This is a genomic window from Streptomyces sp. Tu6071 (genome assembly GCF_000213055.1).
In the GTDB taxonomy this organism is placed as follows: domain Bacteria; phylum Actinomycetota; class Actinomycetes; order Streptomycetales; family Streptomycetaceae; genus Streptomyces; species Streptomyces evansiae.
Window position 1 is genome coordinate 2,707,143 of the sequence record NZ_CM001165.1, and the last position, 19,611, is coordinate 2,726,753.

The window sequence follows — 19,611 nt, forward strand, 5'->3', positions numbered from 1 at the left end:
AATGAGCGGTTCGGGCAAGGGGCGGGCGGGCCCGCCGGAAGAGGCTGGAGGCATGCGTACGAACGAAGAGATCCTGTCGTCCCTCCCCTCCGACTCCGCCCTCGCCGGGCGCACCGCGCTGGTCACGGGCTCGACCGGGGGGATCGGCGAGGCCGTCGCGCGGGTGCTCGCCGCCTCGGGCGCCGAAGTCCTCGTGAGCGGCAGGGACGCCGGGCGCGCGCGGGGCGTCGTGGACGCGATCACCGCCTCGGGCGGGCGCGCGCACGCGCTCACCGCCGACCTCGGCGCCGCGCCCGGCGAGATCCGCGCCTTCGCGGAGCGCGCGCAGGAGGCGCTCGGCGGCCGGGTCGACCTCCTCGTCAACAATGCGGGCGTCTATCCCGGGCTCTTGACACCCTCGGTCACCGACGAGGAGATGGAGGCGCTGTGGGCGACGAACGTGCGCGCGCCGCACGTCCTCGTCGCGCTGCTCGCGCCGCGCATGGCCGAGCGCGGCGCGGGCGTCGTCGTGAACGTGGGCTCGTGGATGGCGCGGGTCGGCGTCCCCTACAAGGCGCTGTACCCGGCGACGAAGGCGGCGGTCGAGCAGCTCACGCGGGCGTGGGCGGCCGAGTTCGGGCCGCGCGGGGTGCGCGTCAACGGCGTGGCGCCGGGCGCGACGGCGACGCGCGGCACGGCGGGGAACGCCGATCAGCTCGCCGCGATGACGAAGGCGACCCCGGCGGGCGTACCGGTGCGGCCCGTCGACATCGCGTACGCGGTGCGGTACCTCGTCTCGGACGAGGCGGCGTTCGTGCAAGGGGCGACGCTCGACGTGGACGGGGGGCTCGCGGCGACGCGGCTGCGGTGAGGGGGCACGGCGGTACGGGTCATACCGGGGGGGCCGGGGCGGTACGGGCTCGCACGGGCGTGCCCGCCCCGTACCGCCGAGAGACGGCCCCGGCCCCGTACCGCCGGAAGCCCGCCCCCCGGAGCCCGTACCCGCCCGCGTCGGCCCGTACGGGCCCGTACCCCTAAGCCGCCTTCTCCGTCTGCGAGAGGGGCTTCGCGATGTCCTCAAGGCCCCGGCCCTCCGCGTCGACCGCGAGGAAGGCCGCGACGAGGCCCGCCGCGCACATGAGGCCCGCGCCGATCGAGAAGGCGAGCGCCGTGTCGCCGGGGACGCCGGACTCGGTGAGGTCGGCGAAGACGAGCGGGCCGGAGATGCCGCCGGCGGCCGTGCCGATCGCGTAGAAGAAGGCGATCGCCATCGCGCGGGTCTCCATCGGGAAGACCTCGGAGACGGTCAGGTACGCGCTCGACGCGCCCGCCGAGGCGAAGAAGAGGACGACGCACCAGCAGGCCGTCAGCGTCGTCGCGTTGAGCGAGCCGCGGTCGAAGAGCCATGCCGTGATGAAGAGCAGGATGCCCGGCAGGATGTACGTGCCCGCGATCATGACGCGGCGGCCGACGGTGTCGAAGAGCTTGCCGAGGACGAGCGGGCCGATGAAGTTGCCCGCGGCGATGACGGCGAAGTAGTAGCCCGTGTGGCCGCTCTGGACGTCGTAGAACTTCGTGAGGATAGCGCCGAAGCCGAACGTGATCGCGTTGTAGAGGAACGCCTGCCCGATGAAGAGGGAGAGGCCGAGCACGGCGCGCTTGGGGTAGTGCGCGAAGACGGTCTTGGCGATGAGGCCGAAGCCGACGCTCTTGCGCTCGTGGATCGTGATCTCGCCCGCCGGGGCCGGCAGTTTCTCGCCCTTCTCGGTCTCGACGCCCTTCTCGACGTCCGTGACCAGGCCCTCGGCCTCGTCCCCGTGGCCGTGGATGAACTGCCAGCGCGGGCTCTCGGGGACGTGCCGCCGCACGAGGAGGATCACGAGGCCGAGTACGACGCCGAGCGCGAAGGTGAGGCGCCAGCCGACGTCCTTGGGGAAGATGTCGGTGTTGAGCGCCAGGATCGACAGGAGGGCGCCGCCGATCGCGCCGAGCCAGTAGCTGCCGTTGATGATGAGGTCGACGCGGCCCCGGTACTTCGAGGGGATCAGCTCGTCGATCGCGGAGTTGATCGCCGCGTACTCGCCGCCGATGCCGAAGCCCGTCAGGAAGCGGAAGACGAAGAACCACCACGGCGAGAAGGACAGCGCGGTCATCGCGGTCGCGCCGAGGTAGACCGCGAGCGTCACCATGAAGAGCTTCTTGCGGCCGAACTTGTCCGTCAGCCAGCCGAAGAAGAGCGCGCCCGAACAGGCACCCGCGACGTACAGCGCGGCGCCGAGCCCGGTGACCTGCGCGGACGTGATCGGCAGACCCGAGCCGGGCTCGGAGAGGCGGCCCGCGATATTGCCGACCGTCGTCACTTCGAGACCGTCGAGAATCCACACCGTGCCGAGACCGATGACGATCATCCAGTGCCAGCGGGACCAGGGCAGGCGGTCGAGGCGGGCGGGCACCGAGGTGGTGATCGTGCCGGTGCCGGAGTGCCCGGGGGCGGCGATGTCCGCCGCGTCGTCGGGCTCTTCGGAAGGCTGAGCCATGGTCCGGTACCTCCTCGTGAGCGGCGACCGCGACGGGTGTGCGGTGCACTATTCGCCGGATGCCCCTGCGGCGCGCGCTCATACGGGACGGGGACGGCCGACCGGGTGGTGAGGAGGACCGGGTGGGCGCACGGGGCGGCCGGGGCGCGGGGGCGGGAAGCGCGGGCGGCGTGCCCCACCCCGTACGGGCCGCTCAGGCATCAGGCACCCACCGGCCACGCAGACGCCCACCACGCACGGGCCGCTCAGGTGCCCACCACGCACGGGCCAAGCAGACACCCATCACTACGGGCCACGCAGACGCCCACCGCCTACGGGCCGGTCCGCCGCCTCTCCCCCGTACCCCGCTCAGGCCCCCAGCGCGTGCGACACCGTGTAGATCACGAGGCCCGCGAGCGAGCCGACGACCGTGCCGTTGATGCGGATGAACTGGAGGTCGCGGCCGATGTTCGCCTCGATCTTGCGCGAGGTGTGCTCGGCGTCCCAGCCCGCCACCGTGTCGGTGATGAGCGAGGTGATCTCGGTGCGGTACGTCGAGACGACGTAGACCGCCGCTCCCTCGACCCAGCCGTCCACCTTCGCGCGCAGCCGGTCGTCCGCGCTCAGGCGGCTGCCCAGCGAGAGGAGCGCGGTACGGGCGCGCAGCCGCAGTTCGCTGCGCTCGTCCTCGGCGGCGGCGACCATCATGCCGCGCACCGTGCCCCAGACCGTCGCGATGAGGTCCTGCACCTCGGCGCGGCCCAGGATGTCGTTCTTGAGGCGCTCGACGCGGGCGCGGGTCGGGCCGTCCGCCTGGAGGTCGCCGGCGAAGTCCGCGAGGAAGCGGTCGACGGCGCCGCGCGCGGGGTGGTCCGGCATGTCGCGCATCTCGGTGACGAAGCGGAGCAGTTCCTTGTAGACGCGCTCGCCGATCCGCTTGTCCACGAAGCGCGGGGTCCAGCCGGGCGCGCCGCCCTGCACCGCGTCCATGACGGAGTCGCGGTGGGTCACGAGCCAGTCGTGCGCGTGCACGCACACGAGGTCCACGAGCTTGCGGTGCCCGCCGTCGGCGACCAGGCGCTCCAGGAGGCGCCCGAGCGAGGGCGCGACCTCCGCGTTCTTCGCGCGCCGCGTGATCGCCTCGCCGACGACGGCCTGCACGTCGCTGTCGCGCAGCACCGTGAGCGCCCCGCGCAGCGCCGTCGCCGCCTCGGCCGTCACGCGGTCGGCGTGCGCGGGCTCGGCGAGCCACTCGCCGAGGCGGTGCCCGATGCCGATCCCGCGCAGCCGGTCCCGTACGACGTCCCCGGAGAGGAAGTTCTCGCCGACGAAGCCGCCGAGCGCGGCCCCGAGCTGGTCCTTCTTCTGCGGGATGATCGCGGTGTGCGGGATGGGCAGCCCGAGCGGGTGCCGGAAGAGCGCGGTCACGGCGAACCAGTCGGCGAGCGCGCCGACCATGCCCGCCTCGGCCGCCGCCGCGACGTACCCCGTCCAGGCGCCCGCGCCCCGGTGTTCGAGCCACGTCGCGAGCGCGTAGACGACCGCGACGAAGAGCAGCAGCCCGAGCGCGAAGGACTTCATGCGCCGCACGCCCCGGCGTTTCTCCAGGTCGGCGGGGGTGAGGTCGACGGGGCTGCGGGCGCCGCCGAGCGCGCGGGCGACGGAGCCTCTGCGCGGCGGGCCGCCGGTGGCGGTGGCGGTACGTGACGGGGCGCCGGGACGCGATGGGCCGCTCGGCCCCGTAGAGACACCGGGCTCCGTAGAGACACCCGGACCCGCGGAACCGTCCTGCCGCGCGGGCGCGCCCCGCCCCGTACCGCCGCCGGACCCCGGACCCGCCTCCGGACCCGCCTCCGGACCCGCCCCCGGTCCCGTACCGCCGCCCCCGGTCGGCCCCCCTGAAGCTCCGCCCATGCCGTCCTCCGCTTCCGCTGCCGATCCCGCTCCGGGGCCCGGTTCCGTTCCCGACGCCGGTCCCGCCCCCGTGATTTTCGCCTCACCCTCCTCCTGCGTCCCCATCGCCCCGCCGCCCTTCCCTCGCCCTCGTGGCCTGTCGCGGCCCGCTGTCGCGGCCCCCGGCGCACCGCCCGGAGCTGGGCTTCGGGGGCGGCGGGGGGCCGTTGTCATTGTCCCTACCCCGATCACCGGGGGAACGGATCTGCGATTCCCGGCGTCTGTCGGGACGAAGGGTGTGCACAGCGCGACCCCCACCCATGTCGCATCATGGGATCGTCCGACCGGAGCCTCGGGCTCCCGCTGTCCGAGGAGAAACCCCGCACATGACCAAGCGTCACGGTTATGGCGTGCTCGCCGCCGTCGCAGCCCTCGTGGTGCTGTGCTCGACCGCGATCTTCCTGCTCGTGACCGGGACCGGGCGCGGCAAGGACGAGGACACCGTCACGGCGGCCCCGCCCGCCGCGCGCGGCTCGGCCGCCCCGGCCTCGTCCGGGAACTGGGTCGGTACGTGGTCGGCGCCCCCGAGCGGGGCCGAGCCCGGCACCCTGATCGACGGCCTCGCGGGCCGCTCGGTGCGCAACGTCGTACACACCTCCGTCGCGGGCGAGGCGACGCGCGTCACCCTCTCCAACCTGTACGGGCAGCAGCCCCTCTCGATCACGAGCGCGACCGTCGCCCTCGCCGCCGCACCCGGCAGCCCCACGGCCGCGGCGGGCACGCTGCGCCGCCTCACCTTCGGCGGCGCCACGACCGTCGTCATCCCGGCGGGCGGCCAGCGCGTGAGCGACGCGGTGCGGATGAGCGTCCCGGGCGACGCGGACCTCCTCGTCACGACGTACTCGCCGCTCGCGAGCGGCCCCGTCACCTTCCACGCGCAGGCCCGCCAGACGAGCTACCTCGCCGAGGGCGACCGCACGAGGGACCCGGACGGCGCCGCGTACACCGCGCAGTCCTCGTACTGGCGGTACGTCACCGCCGTCGACGTCCTCAGCCGCCGCCTCGCCGGGACCCTCGTCACGCTCGGCGACTCGCTCACCGACGGGCTGCGCTCCACGAGCGGCGCCAACCACCGCTGGCCCGACCGCCTCGCCCGCCGCCTCGCGAACGAGCAGGGCGCGCCGCGCTACAGCGTCGTCAACGCCGGTATCAGCGGCAACCGCGTCCTGCTCGCCGGAGCGGGCCGCCCCGCCGACAACCCGGCCGCGCTCGACCGCTTCGACCGCGACGTACTCGGCCGCTCCGGCGCGAAGGCCGTCTTCATCGACCTCGGGATCAACGACATCCTGCGCGCCCCTCAGCAGTACGACGCGCGGCGGATCGTCGACGGGCTGCGCGAGCTGACCGCGCGGGCGCACGCCAAGGGCCTGCACGTCGTCGGCGCGACGCTCATGCCCTTCGAGGGCCACCGGGGCTACACGGTGCGCGGCGAGCAGACCCGGCAGGCGGTCAACGCCGAGATCCGCTCGGGGCGCGTCTTCGACGCGTACGCCGACTTCGACCGGGGGCTGCGGGACCAGGCCCACCCCACCCGCCTCGCCGCCGCCTACGACTCGGGCGACCACCTCCACCTCAACGACGCGGGATACCTGCGGATGGCCGAGACGGTGAACGTGGCGGACCTGAGGGGCGCGGCGCCGGCGCAGCTGTGAGGGGACCCGCAGCCGGTCCGTCCGGCGCATGACGCCGGGCAGGGGGCTGCGGGGCGGTGCCGCCGGGGAGGACGCGCCCCCGTCCTCAGTCCTCCAGCTCCCCGCGCTTCCGCTCCTCCTTGAGCCTGCGCTTCTCGCCCTTCCGCTCCTTGCGCCGCACGCCGACCCCGCCCATCAGGGCCAGGCCCTTCACCGTGACCTGCGGCGAGTCCGGCGGGCCGTCGAAGAGCTGGTCGCCGCCGAAGCCGCCCATGATCCCGACGCCCGAGACCCGTACCCGCAGCTCGGGCGGGACCACGACCGAGATGCCGCCCCAGATCGTGAAGCAGCGGACAACCGTCTCGCGGTCCTCGAAATCGGCCTCGCGCAGGTCGATCTCGCCGCCGCCCCACATCGCGAAGGCCGTGAAGACCTTCCCGACCGCCCAGCGGCCCCGGCGCGCGAAGCCGCCGAAGAGCGCGAAGGCCCCGCGCGAGGTCGCCTCCACGCCGACCCGCCCGACCCGGCCGCCCCGGCCCCCGACAGGCGCGGGAGCCGGTGCCGCGCCCCCGGTGCTCTCCGGGAGGTCCCGCGTGAGCGGCACCAGGTCCCCGTACGTGCGGGCCGCGTAGGCGGCGCCGAGCCGTACGTCGAACTCCTCCATGTCGAGGCGCCCCTCGGCGACCGCCTCGCGCAGCCGCTCGGCCACCCGCTCCCGGTCGGCGTCCGAGGCGCGCAGCTCCCCCCGCGCGAGCGGGGCGTCCGCGCCCGCCTTGGCCATATCCGTTTTCCTGGGCGGTAGTTCGGCCCGCTCGTCAGTCATGCGACCACCCTACGAGGTGACCGCGTCGCTCCTGCCGCGCGCGTACATCCGCGCGATGACGGACTCGATGTCGGGCTCCCGCACCGAGAGGTCGGCGAGCGGGTAGTCGGCCGCGATCCGCGCCACGAGCGGCGCGGCCGAGGACCCGGCGGGGAAGGCGAGCCACTGACGCGGCCCCTCGACCCGTACCGTACGGGCGCCGGGCACCGAGACGGCGGGGAGTTCGCGCTCCAGGTCGAGGACGAGCATCCGCTCGCTCTCGCCGAGCGCGTGCAGCCCCGCCAGGTCCCCGTCGTGCACGAGCCGCCCGTGGTCGATGACCATCACCCGCGTGCAGACCTGCTCGATGTCGGTCAGGTCGTGCGTCGTGAGGAGCACCGTCGTGCCCTGCTCCGCGTTCAGCGCGCGCAGGAACTCGCGCACGCGGGCCTTCGAGAAGACGTCGAGCCCGATCGTCGGCTCGTCCAGGTACAGCACCTCCGGCGAGTGCAGCAGCGCCGCGCCGATGTCGCCGCGCATCCGCTGCCCCAGCGAGAGCTGCCGCACCGGCACGTGCAGCAGGTCCGCCAGCTCCAGCTGCTCCACGCAGCGGTCGAGCGTCTCGCGGTAGCGGGCGAGCGGCACGTCGTACAGGTGCCGCATGAGGCGGTACGAGTCGATGAGCGGCAGGTCCCACCACAGCGTCGTGCGCTGCCCGAAGACGACGCCGATACGGCGTGTCAGCGCGAGCCGCTGCCGCGCGGGATCGAGCCCGGCGACCCGCAGCCGGCCGCCCGTGGGCGTGAGGATGCCGGTGAGCATCTTGATCGTCGTCGACTTGCCCGCGCCGTTCGGCCCGATGTACCCGACCATCTCGCCGCGCCGCACCCGGAACGAGATGCCGTCCACGGCCCGCACGGCCCGCTTCTCGTACCGCAGGAACGCGGTTTTCCGGCGGACCGCGAACTCCTTCTCCAGTCCTTCGAGGACGATGACGTCGTCCTCCGGCTCGCTCTCCACCAGCTCGTTCCTTTCGTCCGTACGGAAACTCACGACGCCTTCCTCAGCTCCCCGTCGAGCGGTAGCCCCGCAGCCCCGCGCGCCACGCGAGGCCCGCCAGCGCGAGCGCGGCGACGGCGACGAGCGGCGGCAGCAGGGCGCACCAGACCGGCAGGCCGAGCGGGACGGGACGGTCCAGGAGGTACGCGCCCGGGACCCAGTTGACGAAGGAGAGCGGCAGCACGAACGTCACCGCGCGCACCACTTCCCTGGCGAAGACCGTCGGCGGGTACTGGAGCATCGTCTGCCCGCCGTACGTGAACGCGTTCTCGACCTCGGCCGCGTCGGTCGCCACGAACTGGAAGGCCGCCCCCGCCACGTACACGGCCCCGAAGATCGCCGCGCCGCTCACCACCGCGTACGGGATCACCAGGACGCGCCCGGCGTCCCAGTCGATGCCCGCAGCGCTCAGCCCGTACCCCAGCACGGCGAGGCCCTGGAAGGTGCGCCCGAGCCGGTTGAGCGAGAAGCGGTCGGCGGCGATCTGGGCGAGCACGGGGGCCGGGCGCACGAGCAGCGCGTCGAGCGTGCCGTCGCGCACGCGCTGGCCGAGCCGCTGCGTCGAGCCGAGGAACAGGTTGCACAGCCCGAAGGAGACCGAGGAGAGCCCGTACAGGACCGCGAAATCGGCGAGGTCGTAGCCGCCGAGCGCGTCGACCTGCGAGAACATCAGCAGGATCACGACGAAGTCCAGGCCCGTGATCGCCGCCTGCGCGAAGACGTTGAGCGCGAAGGAGAGCGGATACGCGAGCATCGAGCGCACCCACATGAGGCTCACGAGCCGGTAGGCGCGCAGCCCGGTGCGCAGCGCGCTCCGCTCCCGTACCACCGCCGGCTCGAACGGCTCAGCCACCCTGGACCACCACCCTGCGTGTCGCGGCGGACTGGACGAGCCGGCCGAGGGCGAGCAGCAGCACGGCCCAGCCCGCCTGGAAGCCGTACACGCCGAAAAGTTCGCTCCCCCGGTACGTACCGAGCAGCACATCCGCGGGGAGCTGCACGAGCGAGGCCCACGGCAGCGCGCGCGCCACCTCGCCGAGCAGCCCGGGAAAGACGTTGAGCGGCAGCGAGACGCCGGAGAAGAACGTCGCCACGAAGACGTGCAGCCGCGTGATGCCGTCGCCGTGGAGCAGCCAGAAGGCGGAGAGCGCCACGAGGTACCGCAGCCCGAAGCTCACCACGACCCCGAGCGCGACCGCGACGAGGAAGGACAGCCAGCGCAGCGGCGCGGCGGGGACCGTGAGATCGAAGAGCAGCGCCCCCGCCACGAAGGGCACGATCCCGCGCCCGAGCAGGTGGAACACCGCCCGCCCGAGGTCGCCCGCGAGCCACCACGACTGGAGGTCGACCGGCCGGTAGAGGTCCACGGCGATGTCACCGCTGCGGATGCGCTCGATCAGGTCGACCTCGAATCCGCCCCCCATGACCATGGAGGTCATGAGTATCGCCTGCCCGATCCAGACGTACGTGAGTGCCTGCGAAAGCGTGTAGTCGCCGAGGTGGGGACGCTCCTGCCACAGCGCCTGGTACGTATAGGCGAGAATGACGCCGAACACCGTGTTGGTGAACACCCCGGCGAAGGTCGCCCAGCGGTACGTCGCGTAGCGGCGGAACCCACCGGCAGCGACTGCCGCGTAGAGCCGAACGGTGCGCACGACACCTCTCTTTCGGTGCGGATTTTCCGCGCGAATGGTGTGGATTCGGCCTCTCGGGCCAAAGTCACGACCCTAGAGGGGAGCCGTACGCACGCGCCACGCGTTTTACACGGGGGAGGGAATCACGAGCCGCCGAGGCGGGCACCGTGTTCCGACCGCCCCGCGCCTCGGTGCGTACGTGGGCACCGGGTGCACGAAGCGAAGCAGGAGTTCCGCACAACATGACCGACGAGCCGCAGCAGCACGGCGACGGCGACCACACCGGGGACGGCACGACATCCCGGAAGCAAGAGGCCGGGACGTCCCGGCGCGACGAGGGGAACGAGCGGAAGGAATCACGCGAGGGACAGGCGGCGGCGCGGAGCACGGCGGGGGACGGGCCGGGAGGGACGGCGGGGGCGGTCCCCGGCGGTACGAAGCCGGGGGCGGGGGCCTCGCGCGCCGCGAAGCCCGTACCGGGAGCGAAGCCTGACGCCTCGAAGGCGGAAGGCGCCGGGGCCCCGAAGCCCGACGCCGCCGCGAGCGAGCAGCCCACCGGCCCCGCGAAGGGCACGGGCGACGCGAAGGGCACGGGGGCCGCGAAGGGCACGGGCTCCGCGAAGGCCACCGGGAGCGCGAAGGCCACCGACGCCGCCAAGCCTGCCGAGGCGGCGCCGGGGAGCGAGCCCACAGCGGGCGCCAATGCGGCCCCGGGCGCCACAGCGGGCGCCAAGGCGACCCTCGGCACCAAGGCGGACGCCAAGGCCGCCCCGGCGGACGCCAAGACCGCCCCGGGCGACAAGCCCCCCGCGAGTGACAAGCCCACCCCGGGCGGCACGCCCGCCCCCGGCGACAAGCCCGCCCAGCCCTCCCCCACCGATCCCCCGAAAGAGATCCCCGCCGAACGCACGACCCAGCTGCGTGTCCCGGGCGCCAAAGGCTCCGGGCGCCCCGGGAAGGCCGGAAAGGGCACCCCCGCGAAGGCCGGGCCCACCGCCCCCGTCCCCGCGGGTCCGCCCGGCACTCCCCCTCCGCCCGGCGACACCGGCACCGCCGCCATGGCCGCCGACGACGGCGACGGACCCGAGCAGCCCAAGAAGAAGAAGGGCCGCAAGTCCCGCAAGCGCAAGGGCTGGCGCCGCCTCTTCCCGACCTGGCGCATGACCCTCGGCGGCCTCGTCCTGCTGATCCTGCTCCTCGGCGGCGCCTTCGCCGTCGGCTACGCGACCACCGACATCCCCGAGGGCAACCAGGACGCCCAGCTCCAGAGCAACGTCTACTACTACGCGGACGGCACCCTCCTCGCGCGCGACGGCACCGTCAACCGCGTCAACGTGAAGCTCTCCGAGATCCCCAAGTCCGTCCAGCGCACCGTGCTCGCCGCCGAGGACCGCGACTTCTACAGCGAGTCCGCCGTCGACCCGGCGGCCATGGTCCGCGCCGCGTGGAACACCGCGACCGGCAAGGGCAAGCAGTCCGGCTCGACGATCACGCAGCAGTACGTCAAGAACTACTACCTGGACCAGGACCAGACCGTCACCCGGAAGGCGAAGGAGTTCTTCATCTCGCTCAAGCTCGACCGCGAGAAGAGCAAGGACGAGATCCTGGAGGGCTACCTCAACACGAGCTACTTCGGCCGCAACGCCTACGGCATCCAGGCCGCCGCGCGTGCCTACTACGACAAGGACGTCGGCCAGCTCACCGTCCCCGAGGGCGCCTACCTCGCCTCGCTCCTCAACGCCCCCTCCGCGTACGACGTCGTCGTCTACCCCGAGAACAAGCGCGCCGCCGAGGCCCGGTGGTCCTACGTGCTCGACGGCATGGTCAAGCAGCACTGGATGACGGCGGCCGACCGGGCGAAGGCGAAGTTCCCGATGCCCAAGGAGCCCACGAGCACCAACTCCTCGCTCTCGGGCCAGCGCGGCTACCTCGTCGAGGCCGTCAAGAACTACCTCGCCGAGAACGGCATCGACAAGAACCACCTCACCAACCAGGGCTACCGCATCACCACCACGTTCAAGAAGAGCAACCAGGACGCCCTGGTCAAGGCGGTGAACGACCAGCTCATCGACAAGCTCGACAAGAAGAACCGCCCCGCCGACCGCAACGTCCGCGCGGGCGCCGCCTCCATCGACCCGAAGACCGGCCAGGTCGTCGCGATGTACGGCGGCATCGACTGGGTGAAGCAGTTCACCAACAACGCGACCCGCGCCGACTTCCAGGTCGGCTCGACGTTCAAGCCCTTCGTCTTCACCTCCGCGCTGGAGAACCACTCCACGACGCAGGACGGCCAGACGATCATGCCCGCCACGATGTACGACGGCACCAGCAAGCGCCCCGTCAAGGGCAGCTCCATCCCGTTCAGCCCCGAGAACGAGGACGAGCGCGACTACGGCCGCATCCCCGTCAGCGTCGCCACCGACAAGTCCGTCAACTCGGTGTACGCGCAGATGGCCGTCGACGTCGGGCCCGCGAAGGTCAAGAAGACCGCCGAGGCCCTCGGCCTCGCCAAGGGCACCCCGTCCCTGGCCCCGTACCCCTCGATCGCACTCGGCACCGCCACCCCGAGCGTGCTGCGCATGACCGAGGCGTACGCGACGCTCGCCAACCACGGCAAGCACCACTCCGCCCAGCTCGTCGTCAAGATCACCGACCGCGACGGCAAGCGGGTCGAGCTGCCCGGCCACCACTCCACGCAGGCGGTCCGGCGCACGGCCGCCGACACCACGACGGCGATCCTCCAGAGCGTCGTCGAGAAGGGCACCGCGATGGCCGCCCGGGGCGCCGGCCGCCCCGCGGCGGGCAAGACGGGCACCGCAGAGGAGGACACCGCCGCGCTCTTCGCCGGGTACACCCCCGACCTCGCGACGGTCGTCTCGGTCATGGGCCAGGACCCGAAGACCGCCAAGCACGTCCCGCTGTACGGGGCGCTCGGCGTCGCCCGCATGAACGGCGGCGGCCCGCCCACCGAGATCTGGTCGCAGTACGTCAAGCAGGCGCTCAAGGGCAAGAAGGCGCACGACTTCGACCTCAAGCTCGCCAAGGGCGCCAAGCGCAAGCCGCCCGTCTCGCAGGCCCCGAGCAGCAGCAACAGCCCGAGCACGGGAACGAGCCCGAGCAACCCGACGTCCTCGACCCCCTCCGACGACGGCCAGAACGGCACCGGCGAGCAGAACGGCACCGGCGCCACGGGCAGCACTCCCCCCGGCGGCACCGTGACACCCCCCGGCGGCGGCGAACCGACCGGCGGCGCCACGGACCCGGGCGGCGGCGACCCCGGCACCGGGCCCGGTGGCACCGACCCGGGCGGCGACGCCGGCGGCACGGGCCCCGGCGGCGCCGGAGACCCCGGCGGCCAGGACGGCGACCCGGGAGGCGGCGGCGAACAGCCCGGCGGCGGCACCCCGGGCGGCATCCTGGGCGGCGGCTGACCGCGACGGGTACGGGCCCGCCTCCGGACGTACGGGGGCGGGCCCGTACCCCTACGCGAGCGGGCCCGCGCACGAGAGCGGGTTCGCGCGCGCAGGAGGCCCCGCGCACGAGAGCGGGCGCCGTCCACCCGGACGGCGCCCGCTCTCCTTGCCTCAGTGCCCCGACGTGACCTTCAGGCCCACCACGGCCACCACGAGCAGCGACACGAAGAAGATCCGCGCCGCCGTCGCCGGCTCGCCGAGCACCACCATGCCGAGCACGGCCGCGCCCGCGGCGCCGATCCCGACCCACACCCCGTAGGCCGTGCCGATCGGCAGCGTCTTCGCCGCGTAGGCGAGCAGCAGCATCGAGGCCACGATCCCCGCGCCCGTGAACAGACTCGGCACGAGCCGCGTGAAACCGTGCGTGTACTTCATGCCGATCGACCAGGCCACTTCGAGCAGACCCGCGATGATCACAGCGATCCACGCCATGACGGGACACCTCCGAACGAAAGAACGCGAACAGGGGTGCGTCGTCTTTCGTGACCCGGTACGGCGCGTCTCGTCGGGGTACTTCCGAGGCTAGCAACACCGAGGGCCCCGGGCAGGTGACTCCTGTCACCACCCGGGGCCCTCGGCGCGGACGTCAGAGCTGCGGACGCCAGAGACGTGGACGTCAGAGGCGTGGACGTCAGAGATACAGACCCGTCGAGTCCTCCGCGCCCTCGAAGCGGTCGGCGGCCACCGCGTGCAGGTCCCGCTCCCGCATCAGGACGTACGCGACCCCGCGCACCTCCACCTCCGCGCGGTCCTCCGGGTCGTAGAGCACCCGGTCCCCCGGCTCCACCGTCCGCACGTTCTGCCCCACCGCGGCCACGCGCGCCCAGGCGAGGCGCCGCCCCACCGCCGCCGTCGCCGGAATGACGATCCCGCCGCCCGAGCGACGCTCCCCCTCGGGGTTGTCGCTCCGCACCAGGACGCGGTCGTGCAGCATCCGGATGGGCAGCTTGTCGTCGTGGGCCTGCGTGCCGTGGGCCTGGTTCGTGCCGTGGTTCTCGCTCACGCCAGGAAATCTAACCCGGGGCCCCGTACGGCCCGCACGGAACCCCGGCACCCGGGGCACGGACCGGTGTCCGGTCCCCGGGCCGCGTCACCTCTTCCCGCTCCGCCGCCCCGAGACCACCACGAGCCCGACCACGCCCACCGCGAGCAGCGCGACCGGCACGATCCGCTCCAGGCGCGGGCTGCCCTCCTCGTCCACGAACTTCGCGCGCACCCCGCCGAGCGTGCGGTTCACCCCCACATAAGCCCGCCCGAGGGTCTGATCGACCTTCGCCGTCGCCTTCGCCTTCGCATCGCCCACGATCGTCTTCGGGTGCACGCGCACCCCGATCTCGTCGAGGGTCTCGGCCAGCAGCACACGCCGGCGCCTGATGTCCGCCTCGATCTCCGCAGGGGTCCTGGCATCCGCTTCCGACACCGCGTTGCCTCCGTCGTCGTGTCCGGGGGCCCGTGATCGGGGCACCCGTCGCTCCTGTGCACTGTCCGCGCCCCGCTCGGGGCCCGTAGCACGACAGTCTGTCAGTTGTACCGCCCGCGCACCCCTCGGCACCCCCTGTACGGACCGCACGAACCAGGTACGGACCGTCCGGGCCCCGCCCGGTACCGCCCGCGCGCTGGCTTAGGCTCGGCGGCGTACCCCGTCATCCCTCCCGGAAACAGGAGCACCCCATGAGCGAGCGCCTTCAGCCCGGCGACCCCGCCCCCGACTTCACCCTTCCGGACGCCGACGGCAAGGAGATCTCGCTCTCCGCCCATCGCGGACGGAAAGTGATCGTCTACTTCTACCCCGCCGCGCTCACCCCCGGCTGCACCAAGCAGGCGTGCGACTTCACGGACAACCTCGACCTCCTCGCGGGCGAGGGCTACGACGTCATCGGCGTCTCGCCCGACAAGCCCGAGAAGCTCGCCAAGTTCCGCGAGAAGGAGGACCTGCGCGTCACGCTCGTCTCCGACCCCTCGAAGGCGGTCATGGAGGAGTACGGCGCCTTCGGCGAGAAGAAGCTCTACGGCAAGACCGTCACCGGCGTCATCCGCTCCACGATCGTCGTGGACGAGGAGGGCAAGGTCGAGCGCGCCCTCTACAACGTCAAGGCCACCGGGCACGTCGCGAAGATCATCCGTGACCTGGGCCTCGCCGAAAACGCCTGAAACCGGACACAATCGTGACTGTCGGTAGCCGGATCGGTGCCCCCTGAACGAGTTTGTTTGAGCGCGGCAGAAGCGCGCAGGTGTTCAGCTTGGCAACAGGACCGGCGAAAGGAACACCGTGATGGCGGCGACCGACAACGACGAGCCGGTGGTGGACCCCGCCGCGGTCAGACGCCACCGGGTGCTCTTCCGCGCGATCGACAAACGGCGCAACCCCAAGCTGCGCCGCAGCGACATCACCGTGACCGACGAGGCGGCGGTCAAGCGGGCCACCAAAGCGGCCATGCTCGGCAACGCCATGGAGTGGTACGACTTCGGGATCTACAGCTATCTCGCGTCGACGCTGGGCAAGGTGTTCTTCCCCTCGGGGAACGACACCGCCCAGCTCCTCTCCTCCTTCGCGACCTTCGCCGTCGCCTTCCTCGTCCGCCCCATCGGCGGCGCCGTCTTCGGCCCCCTCGGCGACAAGATCGGCCGCAAGTCGATCCTCGCCATCACGATGATCATGATGTCGATCGGCACCCTCGCCATCGGCCTCATCCCCTCGCACGCCACGATCGGCATCTGGTCGCCGATCCTGCTGATCTTCTTCCGCCTCGTCCAGGGCTTCTCGACGGGCGGCGAGTACGGGGGCGCCTCGACGTTCATCGCCGAGTACGCGCCCGACAAGCGGCGCGGCTTCTTCGGCAGCTTCCTCGAATTCGGCACCCTCGCCGGATACGTGGCCGCCTCCGGCCTCGTCGTCCTCCTGACCACGTTCTTCAGCGACGACCAGATGCTCCACTGGGGCTGGCGCATCCCCTTCCTCGTCGCCGCGCCGCTCGGCTTCATCGGCCTGTGGCTGCGGATGAAGCTCGACGAGACCCCCGCGTTCCAGAAGCTGGAGGGCGGTCAGGTACGGGCCAGCGAGGCCGCCGACGCGGTCGAGACCTCCGCCGCCTCCGACCTCGGCAAGATCTTCACGCAGTACTGGCGCCCGCTGGTCCTGTGCCTCGCGCTCGTCGCGGCGTACAACATCACCGACTACATGCTGCTGTCCTACATGCCGACGTACCTCTCCGACGAACTCGGTTACGGGACCAACAAGGGGCTGCTGATCCTGCTCCTCGTGATGGTCGTGCAGATGTGCCTGCTCCAGCAGGTGGGCCGCCTCTCGGACCGCGTGGGCCGCAAGCCGCTCCTGATGGCCGGGATGATCGGCTTCCTGGTCCTCTCGCTCCCGTCCTTCCTCCTCATCCGCCAGGGCAGCGTCGTCCTGATCGCCGTGGGCCTGCTCCTCCTGGGTCTCTCACTGGTCTGCCTCCTCGGCACGATGTCGGCGGCACTCCCGGCGATCTTCCCGACACAGGTCCGCTACGGCTCCCTCTCGGTCTCCTACAACCTGGCCACCTCGATCTTCGGCGGCACGACCCCCCTCGTGATCACCGCCCTGATCAGCGCCTTCGACACGAACCTGATGCCGGCCTACTACGCGACGGCGGCGGCCGTGGTGGGCGTGATCGCGGTCCTGTGCCTCAAGGAAACGGCGAACCTCCCGCTGGCGGGCTCACCCCCGTCGGTGGAGACGGAGGAGGAGGCGGTCGAACTCGTCCAGGCCCAGACCCCGGAACCGAAGTTCTGACAACCCGACGATCCGATCCCCACACAGCGGAACGCCCCGCACCGGTGAAGGTGCGGGGCGTTCCGCTGTTCGGGGTGACCTCGGTCGAACGGGTGTCGTTGTGCGGGGTGGACGCTCGATCGAACGGGGTGCGGGATGGCGGTCAGGTATACGGACGAGGAGCTGCGGGGGGCTTCGCGGGGGCGCGGACGCTGAGGGAGGTGATGGAACGGCTGGGGGTGGGACCGGAGAACCGCGAGCGACGCACATACCTGCGACGACGCATGAAAGCGATGGGCCTCGACTTGGACCGGCTGGAGGACGAACGCGGCCGGTGGACGCGGGCGGAACTCACGGAGGTGGTCGCGGCCTCGCACACCATGTACGAGGTGCTGTCACGCCTGGGGATCGACCAGGTGGGGGGCTGGCACACCCACCTGAGCCGCAGGATCACCAAGCTGGGCATCGACACATCGCACTTCGTACGGGTCAGGGGCAGCGCGCCACGCCAGGGCGTCCGCAGGTGGACGGCAGCCGAACTCCTCACCTTCGAGCCCGACAGGACTCGCCGCGTCCCCGGGCGGCGGCTGAAACGGGCGCTCCTGGCCACCGGCCGGGTGGAGGTGTGCGCCGACTGTGGAATCGGCCCCGAATGGAGGGGCGAGCCGTTGCGCCTGGAGGTCGACCACATCGACGGCGACTGGCGGGACAACCGGATCGGGAATCTGCGGCTGCTCTGCCCGAACTGCCACTCGATGACGGACACCTTCCGCCGTAGGCGGCGCGCCCGATGAGCGCCCCGAAGTACCCCCGGTCCCTCCTCGCCGATGCGGCTCCTGCCAGCGGCAGTCTGCTGGAGCTGCTCGACCGGATCGGGGCACCGGTATCCAGGACGGTGATGCGGTACGTGGAGCAGCGACTCCGCCACTACGGGATCGACACCAGCCACTTCCGGCCGAGCGTTCTTCCGGCGAGAGAACCCGTCGCGTACACCCGCGAAGCCTTGGCCGAAGCGGTCAGGGGAGCGAAAAGCCTGCGGGAAGTGGGCACCCGACTGGGGCTCCCGGAGGGCGACGTCCCCTACAGCCTCGTCCGCAAGCGCATCGAACAGTTCGGCATCGACATCTCGCACCTCTCGCGCACGAACCCGTCATCGGCGAATCCGTCCCCGGGCAGGGTGCGCAAGGCGGTGGCCGAGGCCCGGTCCGCGGCCGAGGCGCTCCGTCTGCTCGGCCTGGAGCCCCAGACTGGTGCGCGCCGACGCCTGCGGGACGTATGTGAGCGGAACGGCATCTCCACGGCCCACTTCCTGGGCCAGGCAAGCCGGAAAGGCATCCCACGCCGGCGCAAACCCGCATCGGCGGTGCTCGTCGTGAAACCGCCGACGGCAGTACGTACCTCGGGCGAGATGCTCCGCCGCGCCCTGAGCGAGATCGGCCGCCCGCACGTCTGCGAGAAGTGCGGTCTGGGGACGCGGTACCGCGGGCGCCCGCTGATGTTGGAGATCGACCACGTCAACGGCGACTGGCGGGACAACCGGGCGGAGAACCTGCGGTACCTGTGTCCCAACTGCCACAGCCAGACCGCCACTTTTGCCGGTGGGGCCAGGAGGTGATACAAGTCTGACGCTGGACCCGTACCCCAGCTGGCTAGAGGGACTGGGTTTAGGTCCCAGGTGTCATGGGTTCGAATCCCATCGGGTTCACGCACGGAAGGGGCGCCTCATGTGAGGCGCCCCTTCCTCGTGCCGCCGGGAGCTCTCAGCCCACCAGTTCCCGCACCACCGGCACCAGCGCCCGGAACGCCTTGCCCCGGTGGCTGATCGCGTTCTTCTCCGCCGGGGTCAGTTCGGCGCAGGTGCGGTCCAGGCCTTCCGGCTGCAGGACCGGGTCGTAGCCGAAGCCGTTCCCGCCCGCCGGGGCGAGGCGGAGGGTGCCGCGCAGGTGGCCCTCGACCACGCGTTCCGTGCCGTCCGGGAGGGCCAGGGCCGCCGCGCAGGCGAAGCCGGCCGCGCGGTGCTCGGGGGCGATGTCGGAGAGCTGGGCCAGGAGGAGGTCCAGGTTCGCCTCGTCGTCGCCGTGGCGGCCGGACCAGCGGGCCGAGAAGATCCCGGGGGCTCCGCCGAGGACGTCCACGCAGAGGCCGGAGTCGTCGGCCACGGCGGGCAGGCCCGTCGCCCGCGCCAGGGCGTGGGCCTTCAGGAGGGCGTTCTCGGCGAAGGTGACGCCCGTCTCCTTGACGTCGGGGATCTCCGGGTACGCGTCGGCCCCGACGAGTTCGTGCCCGAGCCCCGCCTCGCTGAGGATGGCGTGGAGCTCGGTGACTTTGCCGGCGTTGCGGGTGGCGAGGATGAGACGGGTCATGGACGCCAGTATTCCGCGGCGGTGACGGCGCGGGTCACGGGGTGCAGACCTTCGTCAGCTCGCCCGCCGCGTCGGTGAGCGGGTCGAGGTCGGGCGTCTCGTCCCCGGCGGCGACATCGGCCCGTACCTCGTCGACGGCCCTGCCGAGCCCGTCGAGCGCTTCCTTGAGGTCCGCGTCGTCGGCCTTCTTGCGGAGGGCGTCGAGGTCCTTGTCGATGGCGCCGAGTTCGGCGTCGGGGTCGAGGGGGTCGTTGCCGAGGCTGTCGGCGGACTGCTGGAGGTTGGTGACGTGGTCCGCGATGGTGTCGGCGGTGTGGACGCAGTCGAGCGCCTTCTGCGCGGCGTCGCAAGCGGTGAGGCCCAGCAGCGGGAGGGCGGCCAGGAGGAGGGCGGCGGCGGTGCGGCGGGCTCGGCGGTGCGCGGGCATGAGCGGGCGGTCCCTTTCGTCCA

The 19,611-nt window shown here is 72.3% G+C and carries 18 protein-coding genes, 1 tRNA gene and 1 riboswitch; of the genes, 8 read left to right on the plus strand and 11 right to left on the minus strand.

The window, feature by feature from the left end; translation table 11 throughout:
• Positions 1-52 precede the first annotated feature (52 nt).
• Positions 53-850, plus strand: coding sequence for an SDR family NAD(P)-dependent oxidoreductase (locus tag STTU_RS11035; protein WP_010263651.1), 798 nt, complete (start codon positions 53-55; stop codon positions 848-850).
• Between the two features lie 163 nt (positions 851-1,013).
• Here STTU_RS11035 and STTU_RS11040 read toward each other — a convergent pair whose 3' ends face one another.
• Both STTU_RS11040 and STTU_RS11045 read right to left on the minus strand, forming a co-directional pair.
• Complete coding sequence (locus STTU_RS11040) at positions 1,014-2,516, minus strand: MFS transporter (protein WP_007822737.1); 1,503 nt, start codon at positions 2,514-2,516, stop codon at positions 1,014-1,016.
• A gap of 348 nt (positions 2,517-2,864) precedes the next feature.
• Complete coding sequence (locus STTU_RS11045) at positions 2,865-4,409, minus strand: DUF445 domain-containing protein (protein ID WP_043254829.1); 1,545 nt, start codon at positions 4,407-4,409, stop codon at positions 2,865-2,867.
• Between the two features lie 365 nt (positions 4,410-4,774).
• Between STTU_RS11045 and STTU_RS11050 the strand changes: the two genes are divergently transcribed.
• Positions 4,775-6,100, plus strand: coding sequence for an SGNH/GDSL hydrolase family protein (locus tag STTU_RS11050; RefSeq protein WP_043254830.1), 1,326 nt, complete (start codon positions 4,775-4,777; stop codon positions 6,098-6,100).
• 85 nt (positions 6,101-6,185) lie between these two features.
• Here the strand turns inward: STTU_RS11050 and STTU_RS11055 are convergent, their stop codons facing one another.
• The 4 genes from STTU_RS11055 to STTU_RS11070 are packed head-to-tail and all read right to left on the minus strand — an operon-like array spanning position 6,186 to position 9,595.
• The gene (locus tag STTU_RS11055; RefSeq protein ID WP_043254832.1) at positions 6,186-6,860 is read right to left on the minus strand and encodes a DUF1707 SHOCT-like domain-containing protein; all 675 of its coding nucleotides are present in this window, start codon (positions 6,858-6,860) and stop codon (positions 6,186-6,188) included.
• A gap of 51 nt (positions 6,861-6,911) precedes the next feature.
• Positions 6,912-7,901 carry an ABC transporter ATP-binding protein gene (locus STTU_RS11060; protein WP_043254834.1) on the minus strand — a complete coding sequence of 330 codons (990 nt, stop codon included), beginning with the start codon at positions 7,899-7,901 and terminating at the stop codon, positions 6,912-6,914.
• 43 nt (positions 7,902-7,944) lie between these two features.
• Positions 7,945-8,793, minus strand: coding sequence for an ABC transporter permease (locus tag STTU_RS11065; protein ID WP_043254837.1), 849 nt, complete (start codon positions 8,791-8,793; stop codon positions 7,945-7,947).
• On the minus strand, positions 8,786-9,595 hold the full coding sequence (locus STTU_RS11070; RefSeq protein WP_007822743.1) for an ABC transporter permease: 810 nt from the start codon (positions 9,593-9,595) through the stop codon (positions 8,786-8,788). The genes STTU_RS11065 and STTU_RS11070 overlap by 8 nt, the downstream gene beginning before the upstream one ends.
• Before the next feature lie 221 nt (positions 9,596-9,816).
• Here STTU_RS11070 and STTU_RS11075 point away from each other — a divergent pair, with 221 nt between their 5' ends.
• Complete coding sequence (locus STTU_RS11075; RefSeq protein WP_234019214.1) at positions 9,817-13,005, plus strand: transglycosylase domain-containing protein; 3,189 nt, start codon at positions 9,817-9,819, stop codon at positions 13,003-13,005.
• A 153-nt stretch (positions 13,006-13,158) separates the two neighbouring features.
• Here the strand turns inward: STTU_RS11075 and sugE are convergent, their stop codons facing one another.
• From sugE to STTU_RS11090, 3 genes are all read right to left on the minus strand, one after another.
• Positions 13,159-13,479 carry a quaternary ammonium compound efflux SMR transporter SugE gene (gene sugE, locus STTU_RS11080; RefSeq protein WP_009068364.1) on the minus strand — a complete coding sequence of 107 codons (321 nt, stop codon included), beginning with the start codon at positions 13,477-13,479 and terminating at the stop codon, positions 13,159-13,161.
• 35 nt (positions 13,480-13,514) lie between these two features.
• Positions 13,515-13,579, minus strand: a riboswitch (guanidine-III (ykkC-III) riboswitch).
• A gap of 99 nt (positions 13,580-13,678) precedes the next feature.
• Complete coding sequence (locus STTU_RS11085; protein ID WP_050781480.1) at positions 13,679-13,981, minus strand: GroES family chaperonin; 303 nt, start codon at positions 13,979-13,981, stop codon at positions 13,679-13,681.
• Between the two features lie 156 nt (positions 13,982-14,137).
• Positions 14,138-14,467: a DUF3618 domain-containing protein gene (locus STTU_RS11090; RefSeq protein WP_043254840.1), complete on the minus strand. Its 330-nt coding sequence runs from the start codon at positions 14,465-14,467 to the stop codon at positions 14,138-14,140.
• 251 nt (positions 14,468-14,718) lie between these two features.
• On the opposite strand from STTU_RS11090, the gene bcp reads away from it, so the two are divergent.
• From bcp to STTU_RS11115, 5 genes are all read left to right on the plus strand, one after another.
• A complete protein-coding gene (bcp, locus tag STTU_RS11095; protein ID WP_007822749.1) occupies positions 14,719-15,198 on the plus strand; it encodes a thioredoxin-dependent thiol peroxidase in 480 nt (159 codons plus the stop codon).
• 121 nt (positions 15,199-15,319) lie between these two features.
• Positions 15,320-16,819: a glycine betaine/L-proline transporter ProP gene (gene proP / locus STTU_RS11100; protein WP_010263662.1), complete on the plus strand. Its 1,500-nt coding sequence runs from the start codon at positions 15,320-15,322 to the stop codon at positions 16,817-16,819.
• Between the two features lie 272 nt (positions 16,820-17,091).
• On the plus strand, positions 17,092-17,592 hold the full coding sequence (locus STTU_RS11105; protein ID WP_043257295.1) for an HNH endonuclease signature motif containing protein: 501 nt from the start codon (positions 17,092-17,094) through the stop codon (positions 17,590-17,592).
• Positions 17,589-18,413, plus strand: coding sequence for an HNH endonuclease signature motif containing protein (locus STTU_RS11110; protein ID WP_043254843.1), 825 nt, complete (start codon positions 17,589-17,591; stop codon positions 18,411-18,413). The genes STTU_RS11105 and STTU_RS11110 overlap by 4 nt, the downstream gene beginning before the upstream one ends.
• 15 nt (positions 18,414-18,428) lie before the next feature.
• Positions 18,429-18,503 (plus strand) — tRNA-Leu (locus STTU_RS11115).
• A 55-nt stretch (positions 18,504-18,558) separates the two neighbouring features.
• Here STTU_RS11115 and rdgB read toward each other — a convergent pair.
• Positions 18,559-19,161: an RdgB/HAM1 family non-canonical purine NTP pyrophosphatase gene (gene rdgB / locus STTU_RS11120; protein WP_007822753.1), complete on the minus strand. Its 603-nt coding sequence runs from the start codon at positions 19,159-19,161 to the stop codon at positions 18,559-18,561.
• A gap of 34 nt (positions 19,162-19,195) precedes the next feature.
• Positions 19,196-19,588 (minus strand): hypothetical protein, encoded by a 393-nt coding sequence (locus STTU_RS11125; protein WP_037933231.1) that lies wholly within the window; start codon positions 19,586-19,588, stop codon positions 19,196-19,198.
• Between the last annotated feature and the right edge of the window lie 23 nt (positions 19,589-19,611).

Excerpts from the sequence above, each read along its gene's own strand:
- sugE (WP_009068364.1), bottom strand. The coding sequence starts at position 13,479 with ATGGCGTGGATCGCTGTGATCATCGCGGGTCTGCTCGAAGTGGCCTGG.
- STTU_RS11050 (WP_043254830.1), top strand. The coding sequence starts at position 4,775 with ATGACCAAGCGTCACGGTTATGGCGTGCTCGCCGCCGTCGCAGCCCTC.
- STTU_RS11055 (WP_043254832.1), bottom strand. The coding sequence starts at position 6,860 with ATGGCCAAGGCGGGCGCGGACGCCCCGCTCGCGCGGGGGGAGCTGCGC.
- bcp (WP_007822749.1), top strand. The coding sequence starts at position 14,719 with ATGAGCGAGCGCCTTCAGCCCGGCGACCCCGCCCCCGACTTCACCCTT.
- STTU_RS11075 (WP_234019214.1), top strand. The coding sequence starts at position 9,817 with ATGACCGACGAGCCGCAGCAGCACGGCGACGGCGACCACACCGGGGAC.
- STTU_RS11085 (WP_050781480.1), bottom strand. The coding sequence starts at position 13,981 with ATGCTGCACGACCGCGTCCTGGTGCGGAGCGACAACCCCGAGGGGGAG.
- STTU_RS11035 (WP_010263651.1), top strand. The coding sequence starts at position 53 with ATGCGTACGAACGAAGAGATCCTGTCGTCCCTCCCCTCCGACTCCGCC.
- proP (WP_010263662.1), top strand. The coding sequence starts at position 15,320 with ATGGCGGCGACCGACAACGACGAGCCGGTGGTGGACCCCGCCGCGGTC.
- STTU_RS11040 (WP_007822737.1), bottom strand. The coding sequence starts at position 2,516 with ATGGCTCAGCCTTCCGAAGAGCCCGACGACGCGGCGGACATCGCCGCC.
- STTU_RS11125 (WP_037933231.1), bottom strand. The coding sequence starts at position 19,588 with ATGCCCGCGCACCGCCGAGCCCGCCGCACCGCCGCCGCCCTCCTCCTG.
- STTU_RS11105 (WP_043257295.1), top strand. The coding sequence starts at position 17,092 with ATGGGCCTCGACTTGGACCGGCTGGAGGACGAACGCGGCCGGTGGACG.
- rdgB (WP_007822753.1), bottom strand. The coding sequence starts at position 19,161 with ATGACCCGTCTCATCCTCGCCACCCGCAACGCCGGCAAAGTCACCGAG.
- STTU_RS11110 (WP_043254843.1), top strand. The coding sequence starts at position 17,589 with ATGAGCGCCCCGAAGTACCCCCGGTCCCTCCTCGCCGATGCGGCTCCT.
- STTU_RS11045 (WP_043254829.1), bottom strand. The coding sequence starts at position 4,409 with ATGGGCGGAGCTTCAGGGGGGCCGACCGGGGGCGGCGGTACGGGACCG.